The organism is Enterococcus sp. 125944 (assembly GCF_051909435.1).
GTDB classification, from domain to species: Bacteria; Bacillota; Bacilli; order Lactobacillales; family Enterococcaceae; genus Enterococcus_D; species Enterococcus_D gallinarum.
In genome coordinates this window covers 122246-140106 of record NZ_JBQASY010000007.1, presented here as the reverse complement: position 1 = coordinate 140106, position 17861 = coordinate 122246, and the positions used below count along the sequence as shown (strand labels likewise).

Below are 17861 nucleotides of genomic sequence, written 5' to 3'. Positions count from 1 at the left end.
CAGTTTTTTATTCATTACTGCTGTCAAAACAGCTGGAAGGAGAATGCTTATGAAACCAGTGATTGGAATTGCTGGCAACGAACGAACGATGATTGATGGGGAAGCCCATTGGATTACATATACCCCGAGAAATTTTGTGACACAGATTCAACAAGCCTCTGGCCTTCCCCTTATTTTACCCATGGGAGCTCCCGAAAATGCCGCCCAATATGTTGCCCAGATTGATAAATTACTTTTGGCAGGGGGTCATGATGTGACTCCTCGCTATTATGGCGAAGAGATGCATCCACTGATCCAAGGTACACATCCTGAACGAGACGCATTTGAATTGGCGTTGATCAAAGAAGCTGTCGCACAAGAAAAACCAATTTTTGGTGTCTGTCGTGGCATGCAGCTATTGAATGTTGCTTTCGGCGGCAACCTCTATCAAGACTTGTCATTGGTCGAACAACCAACCATCAAGCATGTGCAAGCACCGACACCCTTTCGCTTTCCTACTCATGCCGTTGAGATCGTTGCTGACAGTCGTTTAGGAAAATTATTAGGAACCACCTATCAAGTGAATTCGTTTCACCATCAAGCCATTAAAGATGTTGCAAAAGATTTCCAAGTGATCGCAACTGCCCCTGACGGTATCGTAGAAGCCATTGAAACTTCTGCCTTTGCGGCGCCGATTTTAGGGATCCAATGGCATCCTGAATTAACCGCACAAGAGATTGCTTCAGAACAGCAAATTTTCGACTACTTTGTTCATCAGTTTTGACATTATGCCAACAAAGATTTCGCTAGCAGAGGCAATGCCTGATTGAAAAAAGACTTGGTTATATTTGAAACTAGTAGTTTAAATGACTCGTTTAACTTTAATAGTTAGTAATTAAAGGCTGATTGGATACTAGCTTGATCAATTGGCGGTCTTGACTCATTAAAGCTACTTTACCCAATTCTACGTAGAAAAAAACCGATGAAAAGCAGAGGGTTTTCTGGATACCATTTGGTAATCAGAAAGCACAAGCTTTTCATCGGTTTCTTTATTGAAGCCTAACTAATCGGAGAATTTGTTGGCTGGTCATTTTTCATTCTTCATCAAAACGAAAGATTGTTTCAATGAAGCCAAAATGCCGTTATCGTTATAAATCAGTACGTTTGACTTATACATTCTTGCTGAGGTCAGCATCAATGCCAATGTACTTACTGCTAAGATGGCTACAGAGACTGCCGCGCCTCCGATACCTACTGTGTCGTTAGCCAATCGGACTGGCATGATAAATGAAGATAAAAACGGGATATAAGAAGTGACCCGCAAAATGATATTGTTAGGATCTGTACCGCCTAGAATCAAACCTAACATATAACCGGCTAAAGAAAGGTAAGTGACAGGAATGATCGCCTTGGCAGTGTCCTCTGCTTTATTGACTAATGAACCGCACAAAGCAGACAGGACAGAGTAAATCAAAATTCCTAATAGGACAAAGATGACCGAGTAAATCAAGAATGGACCGAATAATCCATCAATTGAGAAATTGGCTAATACATCTTTGACCATTGAAATGTCTTTGATCCAATAATAACTGATAGCAAAGATACCGGCATAAGCCAATAACTGAGCTAATGCGACCATAATTACACCGGTTAATTTGGCATAAAAGTGAACCTGTGCTCTCGTACTGGACAAAATAACTTCCATGATCCGGGTCCCTTTTTCGGAAGCAATCTCTTGGGCAATGATTTGAGCGTAAGTCAAAATAAACATGAATAAAATAATTGTTCCGACATAACTCACAATGTATTGGATCGAACTATTGTCTTCCCCAAGCTCCATTTTGCCATCTTCGGTGAAAGAAACTTTTTGTTTACTGAAGTTTGCTGGCTCACTTAAACTAGCCACTTGCTCCTGATTTAATCCGAGTGCTGCGGCACGTCCCGAGGCTTGCAACCCAGACAATAATTGCTGAACCGTCAACTCTGTGGTTTGTCCCATAGAAGATTCACTCAATAATTCACCTTTGATACTGTCGGCCTCTGAAGTAACGATCAAGAATGCATCGACCTTTTCATCCGCTAATTGTTTTTTTCCAGCTTCTTCAGAATCCACCACTTCAAATTGATAGTCTTCATTTTTCTGAGCTGCGATTGTTTGTGCAATAGCTGGTTCATTCGCATAAACAGCAATTTTATCGGCACTGTTCATTCCATCGGTAAAAATTCCTACCACATAAATAATGCCCAATGCAATAAATGGAATCAATATCATGATCAAAAACGAGATCGATTTCACGTTTTTCTTAAACACATCGAGCGCGATCACCCAAAATTTACTCATTGTCTTTTCCCGCCTTTCTCTTAAAGATTTCTTCTAATGTCGGCGGTTGTTGGTTAAACATCGGGATATAGCCATCAGCTGTGGCCAAATCAAACAATGTGCGACCGACTTCAGGATGCGATAATGTAATGTCATAACTCCCATCTTCTTTATGAAGAACTTTTTCGACACCTTCAACTGCTAGGATGGTTTCTTTTGACAATGAAGATTCCAAGAAGACTTTTGTCCGTCCAAACGATTCACGGATCTCATGAACTTTTCCGTTGAGAACCGTTTGACCATCTCTTAGCATGATCAAATGATCGCAGATTTTCTCAACATTATCCATGTTATGACTAGAAAAAATGACACAAGACCCTTTTTCTTTTAGTTCAATAATGCCATCTTTCAGCAACTCAGCATTGACAGGGTCCAATCCGCTAAATGGTTCATCCAAAATGACTAATTTAGGTTCATGAATCAATGTTGCGATCAATTGGACTTTTTGCTGATTCCCCTTCGATAATGATTTAACTTTATCTGTCTTTTTCCCTTTTACTTGGAATTTTTCCATCCATTCGTCGATCTTAGGTTCAATTTCTTCTTTCTTTTTTCCACGCAAGCGTGCAAAATAAATCAGTTGATCTTGGATGGTTACTTTAGGGTAAAGTCCCCGTTCTTCTGGCAAATAACCAATCAAATTGTATTCCTTTTCTGTGATTTGATGGCCATTCCATAGTACTTCTCCTTGTTCAGCCCGTAAGAAATCTAGAATCAATCGGAATGTCGTGGTTTTACCAGCACCATTTTGACCGATCAGCCCCATGATCTCGCCATCGTTGATTTGAAAGGACAATTGATCCACTGCCCGATAGTCCCCAAATGTTTTCACTAAATTCTTTGCTTCTAACACAATTTCACCTTCCTTGTCTTTTAAGTTAATATAAATAACCGGCTAAAAAGCCGATAATTCCTCCAATTAATGCGCCGACTCCCATAAAGAGCAGCGTATCCCGTAACACGTGTTGCCGCTTAGCTAGTTTCTCTGGTTCTTTGTAAAAAGAGGCGCGGTTCTTGTACAAGCGACGCATGAGAAATGACACCACACCGATGACAAGAGGCGCACAAATCAGCCCAACTGCAACACCATATGAGAAACCTAGTATCTCATTATAGGTAAGTACTAGCCAGCGAGCGAGGAGATAAATCAAAAGCAGAATAACCAAGCCAACACCTGTTATGCCAAAAGAACGTTTCATAAGATAGCGTGCCTCACTATCGATTCGTTCTTGATAGCTTTGCTGATCACTAAAAATAGCTGGTGTCTCTAAAGGAGCCTGAAAATAGTAGTAACGGTTTTTGTAGGAACTAATATACTCCCATCCGCCGGCTTCATACATGGCCAAGTATTCATCAACATCAGATTTGTCTCCTTGAAAAAAATCGACAGCAAACTTCTTCTCTTGTGGTTGGCTTTGAATAAACTTCAAAAAACCGAACTGATTCATATGCACAAACTGCCAACCTTTTGCTGCTTGCTCTTGCAGCCGCATCATTTCTTTTTCTGGATAATAGGCAACACCTAATGAATACAAATATTTTGTCTTACGTTTGCTCATCTGCCAGTCCCCCCAACTCACCCATAATCTGTTCACCAATCTCAAAGAAATGTTTTCGTCGCTGAATGTCCTTTTCTAAAGCCGTTTTTCCTTTGGCTGTGATCTGATAGATTTTTTTACGATCTGTCGTCTCTTCTAAACTGATCATTTCATTTTTGGTCAATTTTTTCAATATAGTATACATTGTTGCCGGACCGATTTCATAGGTACCTTGGCTTAATTCATTGATTTGCTTCATGATCACATAGCCATGTTTTGGCTTTAATAAAGCTAACAAAATCAAATAAGTTGAATCGGTCAATGGTTCATCCATGTGTTTTCCCCCATCCTAGGAAACTATATCACTTATTGATATATTATCGAATGATATAATAAGTGTCAATCTCTTTTTGTAAGCAATTTTCTCCCGGATTTGGGTAGTTTTCTGATTATCTATCGGCGTATTTCAGAACTATTTACACTTAGTTGACCGCTTTATACTTACCTTAGTTAGCAACTAGGGATTCGAGATTGATGCTCCCTATCAATCTTCGAACGAACATGTCAGTCATTCAAAAGAGAAATCCTTTTCCCAAACGGGCGACACAGCTTTCAAAGGGCAGTTTTTAGTCAATTGACCCACTTTACAAATCTAACTTCTATCAAAATATCAAAAAGTAAAATATCAAAAAGGCCTTGATCTCTATTCAGAAGATAAAAACTTTCAACTCTAATTACAGTGAAATGCAAATCAACAACTCTTTTCGCTACAAAAAAACTGCTGCATCCTTATTCAAAGGATGCAGCAGCTAGAATCAGTTAACGATTTTTACGGGAGTGTTGTAAGGTATGTTGTAATAGAACCATTTAGCATCAGGGACTGCTAATCGAATACAGCCATGAGAAGCTCGCTGTCCTAGTTTTTTGCCTTCCACCGAACTAAATGAATTGGTTGACCAAGCAATGCTTGTTGGAACGGTATGGAATAGATAGACACCATGATCTTTGAAAGAACGGTAATAAGCCGCTCCTGAAAAGGCGGAGCCTTTCTCCTGCTGAATTCTAAAATTACCTAACGGTGTCGGCGTAAAAACTGTCCCCGTGGAACAAAGCATGGTATAAATGACTTTGTCGCCTGACTTAATGTAAACTCGCTGCTTACTGATGGACACATGAATGTTTAAATTTTTGACATTTAGCGAGGGGTACTTGCCACCAGTAGTGTACATCCAGAATTTATCATTCACGCTATACGTCTGATTCTCTTTGATCCACCCGATTTTCCCTGCTGGTGAAACCAGATACAGATAATTGCCATCACTCGTTTTGGCTAATTTGGTTGCTTTCGCCATATACCCTTTATAATTACTCTTTTTTCCTAATTTGCTGCTGTTAGGATCAGCAGCATTCAGAAAATTCCCGCTGGCATTGTTGACGATCACATAACGGCTAATATTGCTCTGCGAATGGATTACATGAGCATTTGTGACACCTGTAGCATTGATATAGCCGATCCATGTATTGTTTAAATACAATGAGTAATAGGTCGCACCGTTATAATGCTGATATTTTCCGGTGACTTTGATATTTTTGTTCATATAATTGCCACTCGAAGCTTTCTTCTTAGAAAAATTCAAATCTTGCCACAATGTATAGTTCTTACTTTTCATCCGGATCGTCTTGTTTTCACTCTGCCATATGCCACCTTGATTATTAGCCACAGTAGCGGCTTCAGCATTCAAATAACCGATCCATTTGCCAGTAGAATCAGACAATGAGTAGTAAGTTGATCCGTTCCAATGTTCATATTTTCCTTTAGCCTGGTAAGTTTTTCCATACAATGAAGAGGTAGTGTTCTTTTTGCTCGACCAGTTAAAATTACCCCAAATTGTATAATTTTTCTTTGTTAGAGTAACATATTTACCGTAAGCCTGGTAAGCTCCCTGTGCATTTGTGGTCGTTTTGACACCGGCAGCGTTGATATAACCTAACCACTTGTTCTTATTGTCATACAACGAATAATACGTTGCACCATTAACATGGCGGTATTTTCCTGTGGCTTTGACAGTCTTTCCATTCAAAGCAGCTGTCGTTCCTTTTTTGGCTGACCAATCAAAATTTTGCCATAATGTGTAGTTGCCACTGATGATCGTGGCGTATTTTGATTCAGATTGCCATATGCCTCCAGGTGATTTGGCATCCGCGGCTCCTTTGGCATTAATCCAACCAATAAATTGGTTCTTATCCGTGTACAGAGCATAATAGGTCGAGCCGTTTCCGTGTTTGAAACTTTCTTTTACTTGAAACGTTTGTTGATTGATTGTTTTTGTCGTGCCTAACTGTTTATCAAAAAAAATTGACTCCCATAAAGGATAATTGCCACTTTGAACAGTAGCATATTTTTTTTCTGACTGAAACACCCCATCTGCTGTCGTGACAGACTCTGCTTCAACAATACCAATCACGTGATTCTGTTCATCAAGTAGTTCACTATACTTCTTTTTCGTCGCTGTATCTTGGTACTGTTTGACACTTTTATAAACGTGACCCGCAAGTTCAGTAATTGATCCTGTGGCTGTTAGTTGCGATTGATTGAGGGTATATAAAACCTGACGACTATCCATTGCTTGCGACTCCGTTGTAGTCGCTGTGAAAGTGTTGATTTTAACATAGCGATTTGAATTGGCTAATTCCTTAACAGTGATGACTGGATTCGCTTCTGAAGTATCCGTTTCTTCTGTGGAAGAAACAGTTATTTCTGAACTACTTGTAGTTGTTTCCCCAAAGCTATCAGTCGAACTGTTGCTACTCGCTTCGGAAGTTGACGTGTCTATTGTAGACGATGTCGCAGTTGTTGAGTCAGTCGTTTCGGTTGTCGTCCTACTGGTATTGGTGGTTGATTCGGTGACTTGATTGGCTGAAGAAGTTCCTGTATCAATTGTTTCCGCGTAGGTCGCACCTGCAGATACAAGCGGTGCACTGACCAAGGAAATGATACAGAGCAGCCGGTACCCCCATCCTCTATTCTTTTTCATTTTTCATCCCCCTTTTCAAATAAAAGCACTCCATAGAAAGTAAACGCTCCCCATATTCACACTTTCATTATACCATTGCAAGAATAAATCCTCGCTTAAAACTACTCAAAAAAAAGCAGCGATCGTTTAAGATCGCTGCTTACTATAAAATTTTCTTACATGTGGCTTGCTACCATTTCTTTCAATTGATCTTTGGTATGAACACCAACGGCTTTATCTACCACTTGACCATCTTTTTTCAACAATAGCGTAGGGATCGACATGATACCAAATGAAGCTGGCGTTTCAGGATTTTCATCCACATCCATTTTGACGATTTTTAATTCGTCTTCTTCATATTCATTTGCTAATTGTTCCAAGATTGGTGCTTGCATCCGACATGGACCGCACCATGTTGCCCAAAAATCAATAAGGACTAAGCCTTTATCGGTTTCTTCTGAAAAAGTTTTATCTGTAATTTCTTTTGCCATATTGTTCGCCTCCATTTGATTGCTAAAAAAAGTATAGCATGTTCACGTGCTTTTTTGAAATCCTCTGCTTACAAAAGGTAAGAAGCCTTAACGATTATTTAAATTTTACGATGGTCGCCCCATTGCCACCTTGATTTGCCGGTGCAAACTCAAAACTTTTGACACTACGATGATTTTTCAAATATTCCGTAATTCCTTGCCGTAATGCCCCCGTCCCTTTTCCGTGAACGATCGTCACTTGTGGGTAACCAGCAAGAATCGCCGCATCGAGATACTGATCAACTTCATTCAATGCCTCTTCATAGCGTTTGCCACGAAGATCCAGCTGATTAGGAACATGCGAAGACTCCGCTGAACGGACGGTATGAACGACGCGCTGCACAGGTTCTTTGACAGGTGCTGCCGGCTGTAGATCTGATTCAGACAGCGTCATTTTTAAGATTCCCAATTGCACTTGCCATTGTGATTGTCCCATCTTTTTGATCAAAGTTCCTCGCTGACCATAGGAAGTAACTAACACTTCATCGCCGACCTTCAATGTTTTCGCAGCTTTGGCTTTTTGCAAGACCTTGTTCTTTTGCAAATGTTCTTCTTGATGAAGATCAGACAATTTTGTGCGGGCTGCGATCAACTCATGTTCTTTGACATGGCTCTGTCCGCTGCTCAATTGCATGTTGCGGATATCCGAAATGATTTTTTCCGATTCCTCTTTTGCTTCTTCAACGATTTGATTTGCTTTCTTGCGGGCTTTTGCTAGTTCTGCTTCGCGTTCTTCAAAGAAAAAGTTATATGCTTGTTTCAATTCTTTTTGCAGCCGTTCCGCTTCTTCTACATAATGCCGCATTTCCAAATACTCTGTTTCGGTCATCTTGCGCCGGTTTTCTAAGTCGGCGATCATCTCATTCAAGTCCTGACTTTCGCCATCCATGATTTGCTTGGCTTGCTCAATGATCTGGGTGTCCAAGCCCAGACGTTTGGAGATTTCAAAAGCATTACTGCGACCAGGCACACCGATCAGCAAACGATATGTTGGGCTTAGGGTATCGACATCAAACTCCATTGAAGCATTGATGGTATTGGCACGATTGTAACCGTACACTTTCAATTCCGGATAATGAGTCGTCGCCATCACATAGGCAGAGCGTGCACCAAGTTCATCAAGAATAGCAATCGCTAACGCCGCGCCTTCTTGCGGATCGGTCCCAGCTCCCAGTTCATCGAATAAAACTAAACTTGTATGGTCCACTTTTTTGAGAACATCGACGATCGTCGTCATGTGAGAAGAGAAGGTAGATAAACTTTGTTCGATGGATTGCTCATCCCCAATATCAGCAAAAATTTCTTGAAAAATGCCCATTTGGCTCTCTTCATCGACTAAAATCGGCAATCCAGATTGCCCCATGATTTGAAGCAATCCCAGCGTCTTCAAGGTGATTGTTTTCCCACCAGTATTCGGACCGGTAATTACCACCGCTTGATAGTCTTCACCAATAGCAATATCATTCGGTACGACTTTTTCTTGATCGATCAGCGGATGACGTGCTTGTTTGAAAACGACATGATTATCTGTATTGATAGCCGGCACGATTGCCTGCAATTCTTTCCCAAAACGTGCTTTGGCATTCATGAAGTCCATCATCCCGATCACATAGGCGTTGTGCAGAATTTCGCGTTGATAAGGAGCTAGCTCTGCAGAAAGTTCCGCTAAGATTCGTTCAATCTCCGTACGCTCAGCGATTTGATGTTGGCGCAGTCGATTATTCTGATCCACCACTTGTTTTGGTTCAATAAATAATGTCTGCCCAGAAGAACTCTGATCATGCACGACCCCGCCAAACACGCCACGATATTCTTGCTTCACCGGAATCACATAACGCTCATTTCGCATCGTGACAATGGTATCGCTCAAATACTTGGCATTTCCGCCACGTACGAGACTATCTAACGTTTCTCTGATCGTTCGTTCAGAACGACGAATATTTTGTCGAATGACACGTAGCTCTGGAGATGCTTCGTCAGTCAACCGACCGTCTTCATCCACTGCTTCTTTCAGGCGACGGCTAAGCGTGGGCAGCGTTACTAACTGCTTTTCCCATTCATACAGTCGCTCGAACTCGATTTCGCTGTCTGATAGATCTTCAAAGAAACGCTTCAATTCATTGGCTGTCACCAACACTCGACCTACTTGCGCTAATTCTAAACCATTAAGGTCCGCTCCGATTTCGATTCGCTTCATTTGCGGACGAATATTTTCAATTTTTGGTACAGGAATACCGCCCCGCAATCGCTGTACTTTTAACGCATCTTCTGTTTCAGCCAGCCAAGTGGAAATTTGCTGAGCATCTGCTGATGGCGCTAATTGAGCTAATTCTTCTTTCCCTTGGGCGGTCACTAGATACTGCCCAACCAATTGTTTTACTTGATCGAAAGCTAAAACATCAAGAATTTTTTTATTCATAGTCTCACCTACTTTTTCATTTTTTTACTTAAGAAAAAAAGCAGCATGGGTCTAATGACCAGCTGCCTTATACTAACCAATCACATTAGTGATCCACAAACGGTAAAAGTAATCAGAAATGATTGGCGAACTTTCAACGATAAAGTGTGCCGTGCTGCTCTTATCAAACAAATTTTGGATAGTCGCTAAAGGAATCATCGAGAGGATCATAAAAAAGAAATAGATATTCAGATAAACTAATAGCGTATTCAAGATCCCTGCTACGACCCAATCATAGCCTTTCAAAAAACGCAGACGTTTGAAACGCAGTCCATTTGCAAAAATGCAAATCAATTTTGTCACTAACCAGCCAGCAAAAAGGATCATAATAAAAGCGACAGCTGCATAGTACGCTTTGTCTAGGTCTAGAGCAAGATCTAGGTTATAAAAGACCAACTTTGAGTCTGCGGTCACAGACATATAAGGAACATATAATTCAATTTTTTTTGCCAAAGCTTGGTAATTTGCCACTGCAACTAAAAAAGAAAAAAGGTATCCTAAAACGGAGACCAGCTGCAATGAAGTCCCTCGCCGTGCGCCACCATAAAATGCCGCTAACAAAAGAACCAGAACCAAAAATCCTATCATTTCAGAGTCCTTTCCGCGCCTACTTAACCATGAGCTGCTTTTTCTTGGATTTTGCGCTTACGTTGTTCATTTAGTATTTGTTGAGCCTCCACATGATTATGGATCTCCACATCTCCGCGACCTGTCTCATCCAATACTTGGCGCGCTTCAGACTCAATCGCTTCGATTCGCTTAATCCGATTCTCTAGTTCGGTCGCCTTAATCGCTTGACTGCGTAACTCTTCTACCTTATTTTGCAAACTTAATACTTGCTCTTGTTTTTTCAACTGATCAGAAATCGCATTGATTGCTAATAGAATTGCTGCTTGCTCTTTATCGACTTGAGAAGACAGCCCCATGATTTCTGTCAATTGGTCATTGACTAATTTCGTTACCATATCCATATGTTGTTTACTTTCACGCCCAATAATCGTGTAGCTTTGATTGGCGATTACTGCTTTATAACGTTTCTTTTGCTCCGTCATAGGAAAGATTCCTCCCATTGCTGTTCTGTACTATTTTATCACTTTCTGCACGCGTATCGCAAACTCCTACCTATTATACGTGATTTCTAGTGTAATTTCCATGCCAATCGTTTTTTTAGAAAGAGGCTTCGTAAAATTTTTACCTATGGTAGAATCTAAGAAGATGTTCTATTCAAATAACCAGTATGTATATCGGAGGAAGACAATGAGTAATATCGTCATTAAAGTATCTCAAAAAACTATCGCAGAAATGATGAACTTCTATCAGCAAGCGCTGTTGAATAAAAAAGTTCCTTATACCGTGTTTGTTGCCAAAAAAGAACAAACGACCATCACCGCTTATACTTCTGGTAAAGTGATGTTTCAAGGTAGTGGTGCAGAAGCTGAAGCAGCTCGTTGGAGCAATTCTGCCGACTTGTCCAAAACAGCAAATGCGAACAACAAGGCTCCTTCATCCTCCTTGCCTGCTGACTTTTCACAGTGGAGTGTCGTTGGTAGTGATGAAGTTGGCAATGGCAGTTATTTTGGTCCTTTAGTCGTTTGCGCTGTCTATGCCAGTAAAGATCAGCTACCCGCATTGAAAGCATTAGGTGTCAAAGACTCCAAAATGTTGACTGATCCACAAATTCGGGCAATGGCCCCAAAAATAAAAAAACTTGTGCCTTATCAATTACTGACAGTTGAACCAACTAAATACAATGAGATCCAACCTAAATACAACACCGTTCGAATGAAAGTTGCGCTACACAATCAAGCCATTCGGCTACTGTTGCAAAAAATCGCACCAAAAACACCGGATGCTATCTTGATTGATCAATTCACTAGCGAAAAAAATTACCGTACCTATCTAAAATCAGAAAAAAATCAAATCACAGAAAAATTGTTTTTTGCAACAAAAGGGGAGCAATATCATTTAGCAGTGGCTGCGGCCTCCATTCTATGCCGCACTGTTTTTCTGGAGGAACTAGAGAAGGCCTCACAAGAAGTTGGATTACAGCTTCCTTCGGGTGCCGGCAGCAAATCCGATCAGGTCGCTGCTCAGCTTTTGCAAAAAGGCGGAATGCCTTTATTAGCGAAGTATACCAAACTGCATTTCGCCAATACTGAAAAAGCACAAAAAATTGCTGGCTACTATCAGTAGACAGTCAGTAGACAGTGAAAAAAACGAAAGTCTCGCACCTGAACTCGGCCACCGAGTCTAGATGCGAAACTTTCTTTTTTTGTTTATTTATCTGATCCTTTCATGCTTCATTGACTTACTTCGTCCAAGCTGCCACTTCTTCTGGGTGTTTGGTTACCCAATCTTTTGCAGCATCTTCAGCAGAAGTTCCATCGTTGATTGCCAGCATGACTTCTTCCATATCTTCTTGTGTCCAATTGAATTTATCCAGTACTTCATAAACTTCTGGCAAATCATCAGCTAATCCTTGGCGTACCATCGTATTGATACTCTCTGCTTCTCCCATCGTTCCTTCAGGATCATCTAGATATTTCAAATCATATTTTGCAAACATCCAGTGAGGCGACCAGCCAGTGATCACAATGTCTTCTTTATTCTTGATGGCTTGTCCTAACGCCACAGTCATTGCCCCCGAAGAAGATGTCGCCACATTCCAGTCAGAAAGATTATCATATGTTGCAACTGTATTTTCAGCAGCAGCGACCACACCTGCACCTGGTTCAATTCCCGTGATCGTTTTTCCTGCCTCATCCGATAGATCTGCGATAGAGTCAACTGCCATGTAGCTAGGAACTGCAATTCCCAGTTTAGCTCCCTCTAAGTTTGGTCCTAGATTTTCTACTTGGTCTTTATATTGTTCATATTGAGCTTGATGAGTTGAAGGCAACCAGGCAGCTACCATCCCGTCAACTTCGCCTTTAGCCACAGATTCCCACATGATCGCATTGTCTAATGGTGTCGTCTTGACTTCATAGCCCATTTCTTTTAACACTTCAGCTACCACATGAGTGGAAGCCACTTCTGTATCCCATTCGACATATGCTAAGTTGACTGTTCCTTTATTGTCTGAAACACGACCAAAAGCTACAGAAGCACCAATGAGCGCAACAACAGCTGCGGCAGCGATCCCGCCAAAGAGACGTTTTTGCTTGCGGCTTTTCGCGGACACGGCTTTTTTCTTATGAGCGGGTTTATTCAAGTTTTGGGTAAACCGATCCATAATGATCGCTAAGATCACTAATGAAACCCCACTAACAAATCCATTTCCGACTTGTGCCCGCTGCAGTGCAGATAGGACACCTCGTCCAAGACCAGGGGCACCGATCATCGAAGCAATCACTACCATTGAAAGAGCAAGCATCGTGGTTTGATTGACACCTGCTAAAATCGTACTTTTCGCTAATGGCAATTCTAACTTGACCAATTTCTGCCAGCCAGTTCCCCCAAAGGAATCCGAAGCTTCGACTAATTCACGAGAAATTTGACGGATTCCTAAATTAGTCATCCGTACAGTCGGCGGCAATGCAAAAATCACTGAGGCAAAAACCCCTGGTACCATGCCGATCCCAAAGAAAGCGACTGCTGGGATCAGATAGACGAAGCCAGGCATCGTTTGCATGAAATCTAAGATTGGCGTAACGATGCTTTGCGCCTTTTCGCTTTTTGCCATTAAGATTCCAAGGGGAATACCGATAATGATCGATACCAGACTAGAGAGCAGAACCAATGTGACAGTATTCATCAAATCAGTCCACAAACCTTGATTGTAGATAAATAGTAGCCCGACAAATGTAAATGCCGTCAGCCCCCATTTTTTACTTGAAACAAAAAATGCAGCGATTGTCAGCAGCAAGATCATGACTAGTGGTGGCACAAAAAGCAAAGTATTAGTCATTCCATCCATCACGAACTGACCAAAAGACTGCAATGCGGAAAAGAGCCCACTAAAAGTTCCTGTTAGCCAATCTGTAAAGGACTCTACCCAATCAGCAACTGGAATCGTTTGTTGAAGAAAATTACCCATTGACGACCACTCCTTCCTCTGTCACTGATGAATCCGTTTCTGCCAGCGCTTCGATCACACTGCCTCGAATAACTACACCGATCAGACGATCATTTTCAACCACCGCTAACGGTGTCGGGGAATCATAAATTAAATTGAAAATATCCGTCACTAGCATATCTTTGTCGATTTTTTGTACATTTTTATCGATGACTTCTTTTAGGGTCAAATTGTTTTTGCGTGCTTCGCGAGCCGACTCGGCTGTCAAACTACCTTTTAGATGACGTTTTTTGTCTACCGCCAACAACATACTAACTTCCTCTTTACGCATTCGATTTAGCGCAACGCTTGGCCCATCGATTTCGATATTTGTCGTTAGTGCTGGTACCATGATGTTTTGAGCCGTCAAAACTTTCGAGCGATCGACATCTTCGACGAAATCTCTCACATATTGGTTCGCAGGATTGGTCAGAATCTCTTCTCCTGTCCCAATTTGCATGATTTGTCCATCTTTCATCAAAGCAATGCGATCACCAATTCGCAAGGCTTCATTCAAATCATGAGTGATAAAAATAATTGTCTTTTGGACATTGGCTTGTAATTCTAACAACTCATCTTGCATTTCACGACGTATCAACGGATCTAACGCTGAGAATGCTTCGTCCATCAATAAGATCTCTGGATCATTTGCTAATGCTCGCGCCAGACCAACCCGTTGTTGCATCCCACCAGACAGTTGATCAGGATATTGATCCTTGAAAGATAATAGCCCAGAATTAGCTAAAGCTTTTTCGGCTTTGGCTACTCGCTCTTCTTTGGGAACCCCTCGCACCTCTAAGCCATATTCTGTATTCTCAAGAATCGTTCGGTGAGGGAACAAACCAAAGCTTTGGAAAACCATGTTGATCTTATGGCGTCGGACTTCACGTAATTCTTCTTTACTCATCTTCGCAATGTCTTCCCCATCAATATAAATGTCCCCACCGGATGGTTCGATCAACCGATTCAATAAACGGATCAAGGTTGACTTCCCACTACCAGAAAGTCCCATAATCACAAAGATTTCTCCTTCATTGACTTCAAAATTCACATCATAGACGCCAACAGTGGCCCCAGTTTTTTCTAGAATTTCATTCTTGCTGCGTTGTTCTTGAATCATGGCAAACGCTTGTTGCTTCTTCTTGCCAAAGATTTTCGTTAAATGTGCAACTTTAACTTTACTCACTTATACTGACTCCTTTTTCTGAAAAATTTCACGAAAGTGACCATACTATACTAACAGCATGTGGTCACTTTGTCAAAAAAAGATTCCATCTCTTCTTAGAAATGGAATCTTTCGCTCTTCAATTAGTGGAGTCTTGTGGATAAAAAAAGTTCGTCATACGTTGTAGTGCCAACTCATTTCCGACAAAATAAATCGTATTGCCGGCACTAAACTTGGCGTAAGGGCCTGGTGAGAGCAATAACTCTTGTTCCGTTTGGATTGCCACGATGGTTGCTCCCGTTACTTGCCAAATATTCAGCTCGTGGACACTTTTCTCTAAGTGCTGGGCATCTTCTTTCAATAACAATTCAAATGGCAGAAAAGGGCTCATATTATGCACTTTTTTCGTTTGTCGAACCAAAACATTCAATAGTTCCGAAAAATTATCCAGCTCTTGTTGTTGCCGTTCAACGCTTTCTAAAATGTCTTTACGAATCTCTTGGATCGATTGAACATCTTTGTATTGATCCAAAAAAGATTGCGCCTTTTCTTTTGAGGCAATATACGCGCCGCTCCCATGACGGACATCCATGATCCCCAAATCGACCAAGACATTGATTGCTTTACGGGCTGTTTCTGGCGACACATTGAAGTTACTGGCTAATGTCGAACGGGCATGAACCTTTTGTCCAACTTCGTAGCGATTTTCCACGATTCTTTCCGCGATCTCCACAGCGATCTGCTGGTATCGAGGAAGCGAAACATGTTTTTTATTTTGTATCTTTTTGGCCATCGGGATCTTCCTTTGTCTTTTTTTTCATGATAGCAATAAAAAGACATACTGACAACCATCGTCCTGCTGATGTTCGCAATAGAATCTTTTGTTCTAACTATCCTCGGTTGCCCTTGTGCCAATCAAAACATACCAATCGAGTATCACTAATCAAACTTGATTGTCTCAAAATAGCCCTACCCGGCTTGTAAGTCAGTTGATTTAAGATGTTATGTGAAAAAAATCCCAAAGTAACTATTCTTAAAAAAAACGCTATGTTAAAATGAACCATAGTTTGAGAAAGGTGACTTTATTAACCATCGAAGTTAACAAAACACCGTCATCAATTTAAAGGAGTGTGTTATCTTGTCTATTTTAGCGTATCAACCATTGAATCTTTATACCAATTACCGCGATGCGGCGGAGGCTTATCCAGACGTCCCAATCATTCATGATGAGATCTTGCCAGCTTTTCCTGAATTGGGTTACCGCAGCACATATCATTCAAGTCATGAAATAATCTTAAAGCGGGCGTATCAACTTGCCCACCTTGGCGTCCAAGCCGGAGATAAAATCATTATCTATAAATCATCAAAATTTGATACGTATCTTTTAGCTACAGCTGCTGCTTATTTAGGCGCTGTCCCAGCAATGATTTCTTATCATTTTCCAGCTTCAACGATCGAAGTCTTTGTTGACCGCTTAGAAGATCCTTATATCCTTTTTGATGAAGAGACAGAAAACCGAGTGGCAGCTGTCAAAAACAGCAGCCCGAACAAGCAGATTGCTGTCCGCAATCTATTGTTGCAACCAGCTGAACCTGTTGGCCAAACCGAATTGCCTCACGATCAAATTTCTTATATGACCCACACCTCAGGCACAACAGGAATACCAAAATTGATTTGTCACTCGGCCAATTCTATGGGGTGGCGGACAAAGTGGCAGCGAACTGTCTTCACAAAAATCGCAGAAACAAAATTAGTGGCGTTCCATATTTCACCGGTTCATTCTCGCTTCAATATTGGGATCTCTTCTTTGATGTCTATGGGCTTTCCAATGATGCCTCTTGCTAGTGCGAATGGTCCTCACGTCGTTCGGATGTTGAAAGAGAATCCACCGATTGCCTTAGAGACACACCCAAATAACTTCGTGCAATGGCGATTCGTTGCAGAAGAACACCCTGAAGCTTTTGCTGGAATACGGTATTATCACTCCACATTCGATGCCATCAATAATCAAACAATGGCAGCTTTCTTACAAACTTCTGCCAATCAAGATGCCATCTTCTTGCAAGTATACGGCCAAAGCGAGTGCGGCCCAATGATCCTAAAAGCACATACGCTAGAAAGTATACAATCAAATGATGCTCGCGATATGGGGATTGGTTTAGGCGATTTGACCAAAGCACGAATCGCAGATGCTGACGGCAATGAGTTGCCTGCAAATACAGACGGACATATCCACTTCCTATCCAAAGGACGGGCATTGACTTATTATAAAGAAGATCAGCGTTTTACTGAGAATGTTTATGGAGATTGGTGGGATAGCGGCGATTATGGCAGCATGAATGAAGAAGGCCATTTATTCTTGAAAGACCGCCAAGTGGATCTGATTGAATCCATCGATAGTAATTTAGCTTTAGAAGATCTGCTTTTAGATACATTGGATTTTCTAGCTGAAGTGGTCATCGTTCGTGACAAAGAAAATTCACCGCAACCGATCATTGCCTTAGCACCAAACCGTGAAATGGATTGGACAGCTTGGTGGCAAGCAGTAGAAGATCTTCCTCGTTTGAATCAGCCAATTCTCTGGGACTTTGAAAAGATCCCTCGTACAGCAACAATGAAAGTTCGCCGTTTGCAAATTGAGAAAGAATTTAAAGAACAGGCTTAGCAACAGGCGCTTGCACGCCCTTTTATCCAAATAACAGCAAAAAGCACCCTCACTAAAAGCGAGAAGGTGCTTTTTGCT

General features: G+C 41.3%; 15 protein-coding genes. 3 read left to right on the top strand and 12 right to left on the bottom strand.

Features of this window, described 5'->3' with window-relative positions:
• Positions 1–49: 49 nt before the first annotated feature.
• Entirely contained in the window at positions 50–763 is a 714-nt protein-coding gene (locus ACTFWY_RS08395) for a gamma-glutamyl-gamma-aminobutyrate hydrolase family protein (RefSeq protein ID WP_005471805.1), read from the top strand.
• Between the two features lie 303 nt (positions 764–1066).
• Here the strand turns inward: ACTFWY_RS08395 and ACTFWY_RS08390 are convergent, their stop codons facing one another.
• The 9 genes from ACTFWY_RS08390 to zapA all read right to left on the bottom strand — a co-directional run bounded on the left by ACTFWY_RS08390 (position 1067) and on the right by zapA (position 10951).
• Positions 1067–2320: an ABC transporter permease gene (locus tag ACTFWY_RS08390; protein ID WP_439927182.1), complete on the bottom strand. Its 1254-nt coding sequence runs from the start codon at positions 2318–2320 to the stop codon at positions 1067–1069.
• Positions 2313–3212, bottom strand: a complete 900-nt coding sequence (locus tag ACTFWY_RS08385; RefSeq protein ID WP_003127547.1) for an ABC transporter ATP-binding protein — start codon at positions 3210–3212, stop codon at positions 2313–2315. The genes ACTFWY_RS08390 and ACTFWY_RS08385 overlap by 8 nt, the downstream gene beginning before the upstream one ends.
• A gap of 25 nt (positions 3213–3237) precedes the next feature.
• Positions 3238–3918 carry a DUF2812 domain-containing protein gene (locus tag ACTFWY_RS08380; RefSeq protein WP_138371621.1) on the bottom strand — a complete coding sequence of 227 codons (681 nt, stop codon included), beginning with the start codon at positions 3916–3918 and terminating at the stop codon, positions 3238–3240.
• Complete coding sequence (locus tag ACTFWY_RS08375; protein WP_003127545.1) at positions 3905–4231, bottom strand: PadR family transcriptional regulator; 327 nt, start codon at positions 4229–4231, stop codon at positions 3905–3907. Before ACTFWY_RS08375 ends, ACTFWY_RS08380 begins: the two co-directional genes overlap by 14 nt.
• 481 nt (positions 4232–4712) lie before the next feature.
• On the bottom strand, positions 4713–6932 hold the full coding sequence (locus ACTFWY_RS08370; protein ID WP_219645181.1) for a L,D-transpeptidase family protein: 2220 nt from the start codon (positions 6930–6932) through the stop codon (positions 4713–4715).
• 155 nt (positions 6933–7087) lie between these two features.
• On the bottom strand, positions 7088–7402 hold the full coding sequence (gene trxA, locus ACTFWY_RS08365) for a thioredoxin (RefSeq protein WP_021149372.1): 315 nt from the start codon (positions 7400–7402) through the stop codon (positions 7088–7090).
• Positions 7403–7496: 94 nt separating this feature from the next.
• Positions 7497–9860, bottom strand: coding sequence for an endonuclease MutS2 (locus ACTFWY_RS08360; RefSeq protein WP_231450646.1), 2364 nt, complete (start codon positions 9858–9860; stop codon positions 7497–7499).
• Between the two features lie 72 nt (positions 9861–9932).
• Complete coding sequence (locus ACTFWY_RS08355; protein ID WP_003127541.1) at positions 9933–10487, bottom strand: CvpA family protein; 555 nt, start codon at positions 10485–10487, stop codon at positions 9933–9935.
• Positions 10488–10510: 23 nt separating this feature from the next.
• A complete protein-coding gene (gene zapA / locus ACTFWY_RS08350; RefSeq protein ID WP_003127539.1) occupies positions 10511–10951 on the bottom strand; it encodes a cell division protein ZapA in 441 nt (146 codons plus the stop codon).
• 205 nt (positions 10952–11156) lie between these two features.
• Between zapA and rnhC the strand changes: the two genes are divergently transcribed.
• Positions 11157–12092 carry a ribonuclease HIII gene (rnhC, locus tag ACTFWY_RS08345; RefSeq protein WP_003127537.1) on the top strand — a complete coding sequence of 312 codons (936 nt, stop codon included), beginning with the start codon at positions 11157–11159 and terminating at the stop codon, positions 12090–12092.
• Between the two features lie 115 nt (positions 12093–12207).
• On the opposite strand, the gene ACTFWY_RS08340 is transcribed toward rnhC, so the two are convergent.
• The 3 genes from ACTFWY_RS08340 to ACTFWY_RS08330 all read right to left on the bottom strand — a co-directional run bounded on the left by ACTFWY_RS08340 (position 12208) and on the right by ACTFWY_RS08330 (position 15911).
• Positions 12208–13935 (bottom strand): ABC transporter permease/substrate binding protein, encoded by a 1728-nt coding sequence (locus tag ACTFWY_RS08340; protein ID WP_138371617.1) that lies wholly within the window; start codon positions 13933–13935, stop codon positions 12208–12210.
• Positions 13928–15139: a quaternary amine ABC transporter ATP-binding protein gene (locus tag ACTFWY_RS08335; protein ID WP_003127535.1), complete on the bottom strand. Its 1212-nt coding sequence runs from the start codon at positions 15137–15139 to the stop codon at positions 13928–13930. The genes ACTFWY_RS08340 and ACTFWY_RS08335 overlap by 8 nt, the downstream gene beginning before the upstream one ends.
• A gap of 118 nt (positions 15140–15257) precedes the next feature.
• Positions 15258–15911 (bottom strand): GntR family transcriptional regulator, encoded by a 654-nt coding sequence (locus ACTFWY_RS08330; RefSeq protein ID WP_308052207.1) that lies wholly within the window; start codon positions 15909–15911, stop codon positions 15258–15260.
• Between the two features lie 345 nt (positions 15912–16256).
• Between ACTFWY_RS08330 and ACTFWY_RS08325 the strand changes: the two genes are divergently transcribed.
• Positions 16257–17783: an AMP-binding protein gene (locus ACTFWY_RS08325; RefSeq protein ID WP_003127533.1), complete on the top strand. Its 1527-nt coding sequence runs from the start codon at positions 16257–16259 to the stop codon at positions 17781–17783.
• Positions 17784–17861 lie beyond the last annotated feature (78 nt).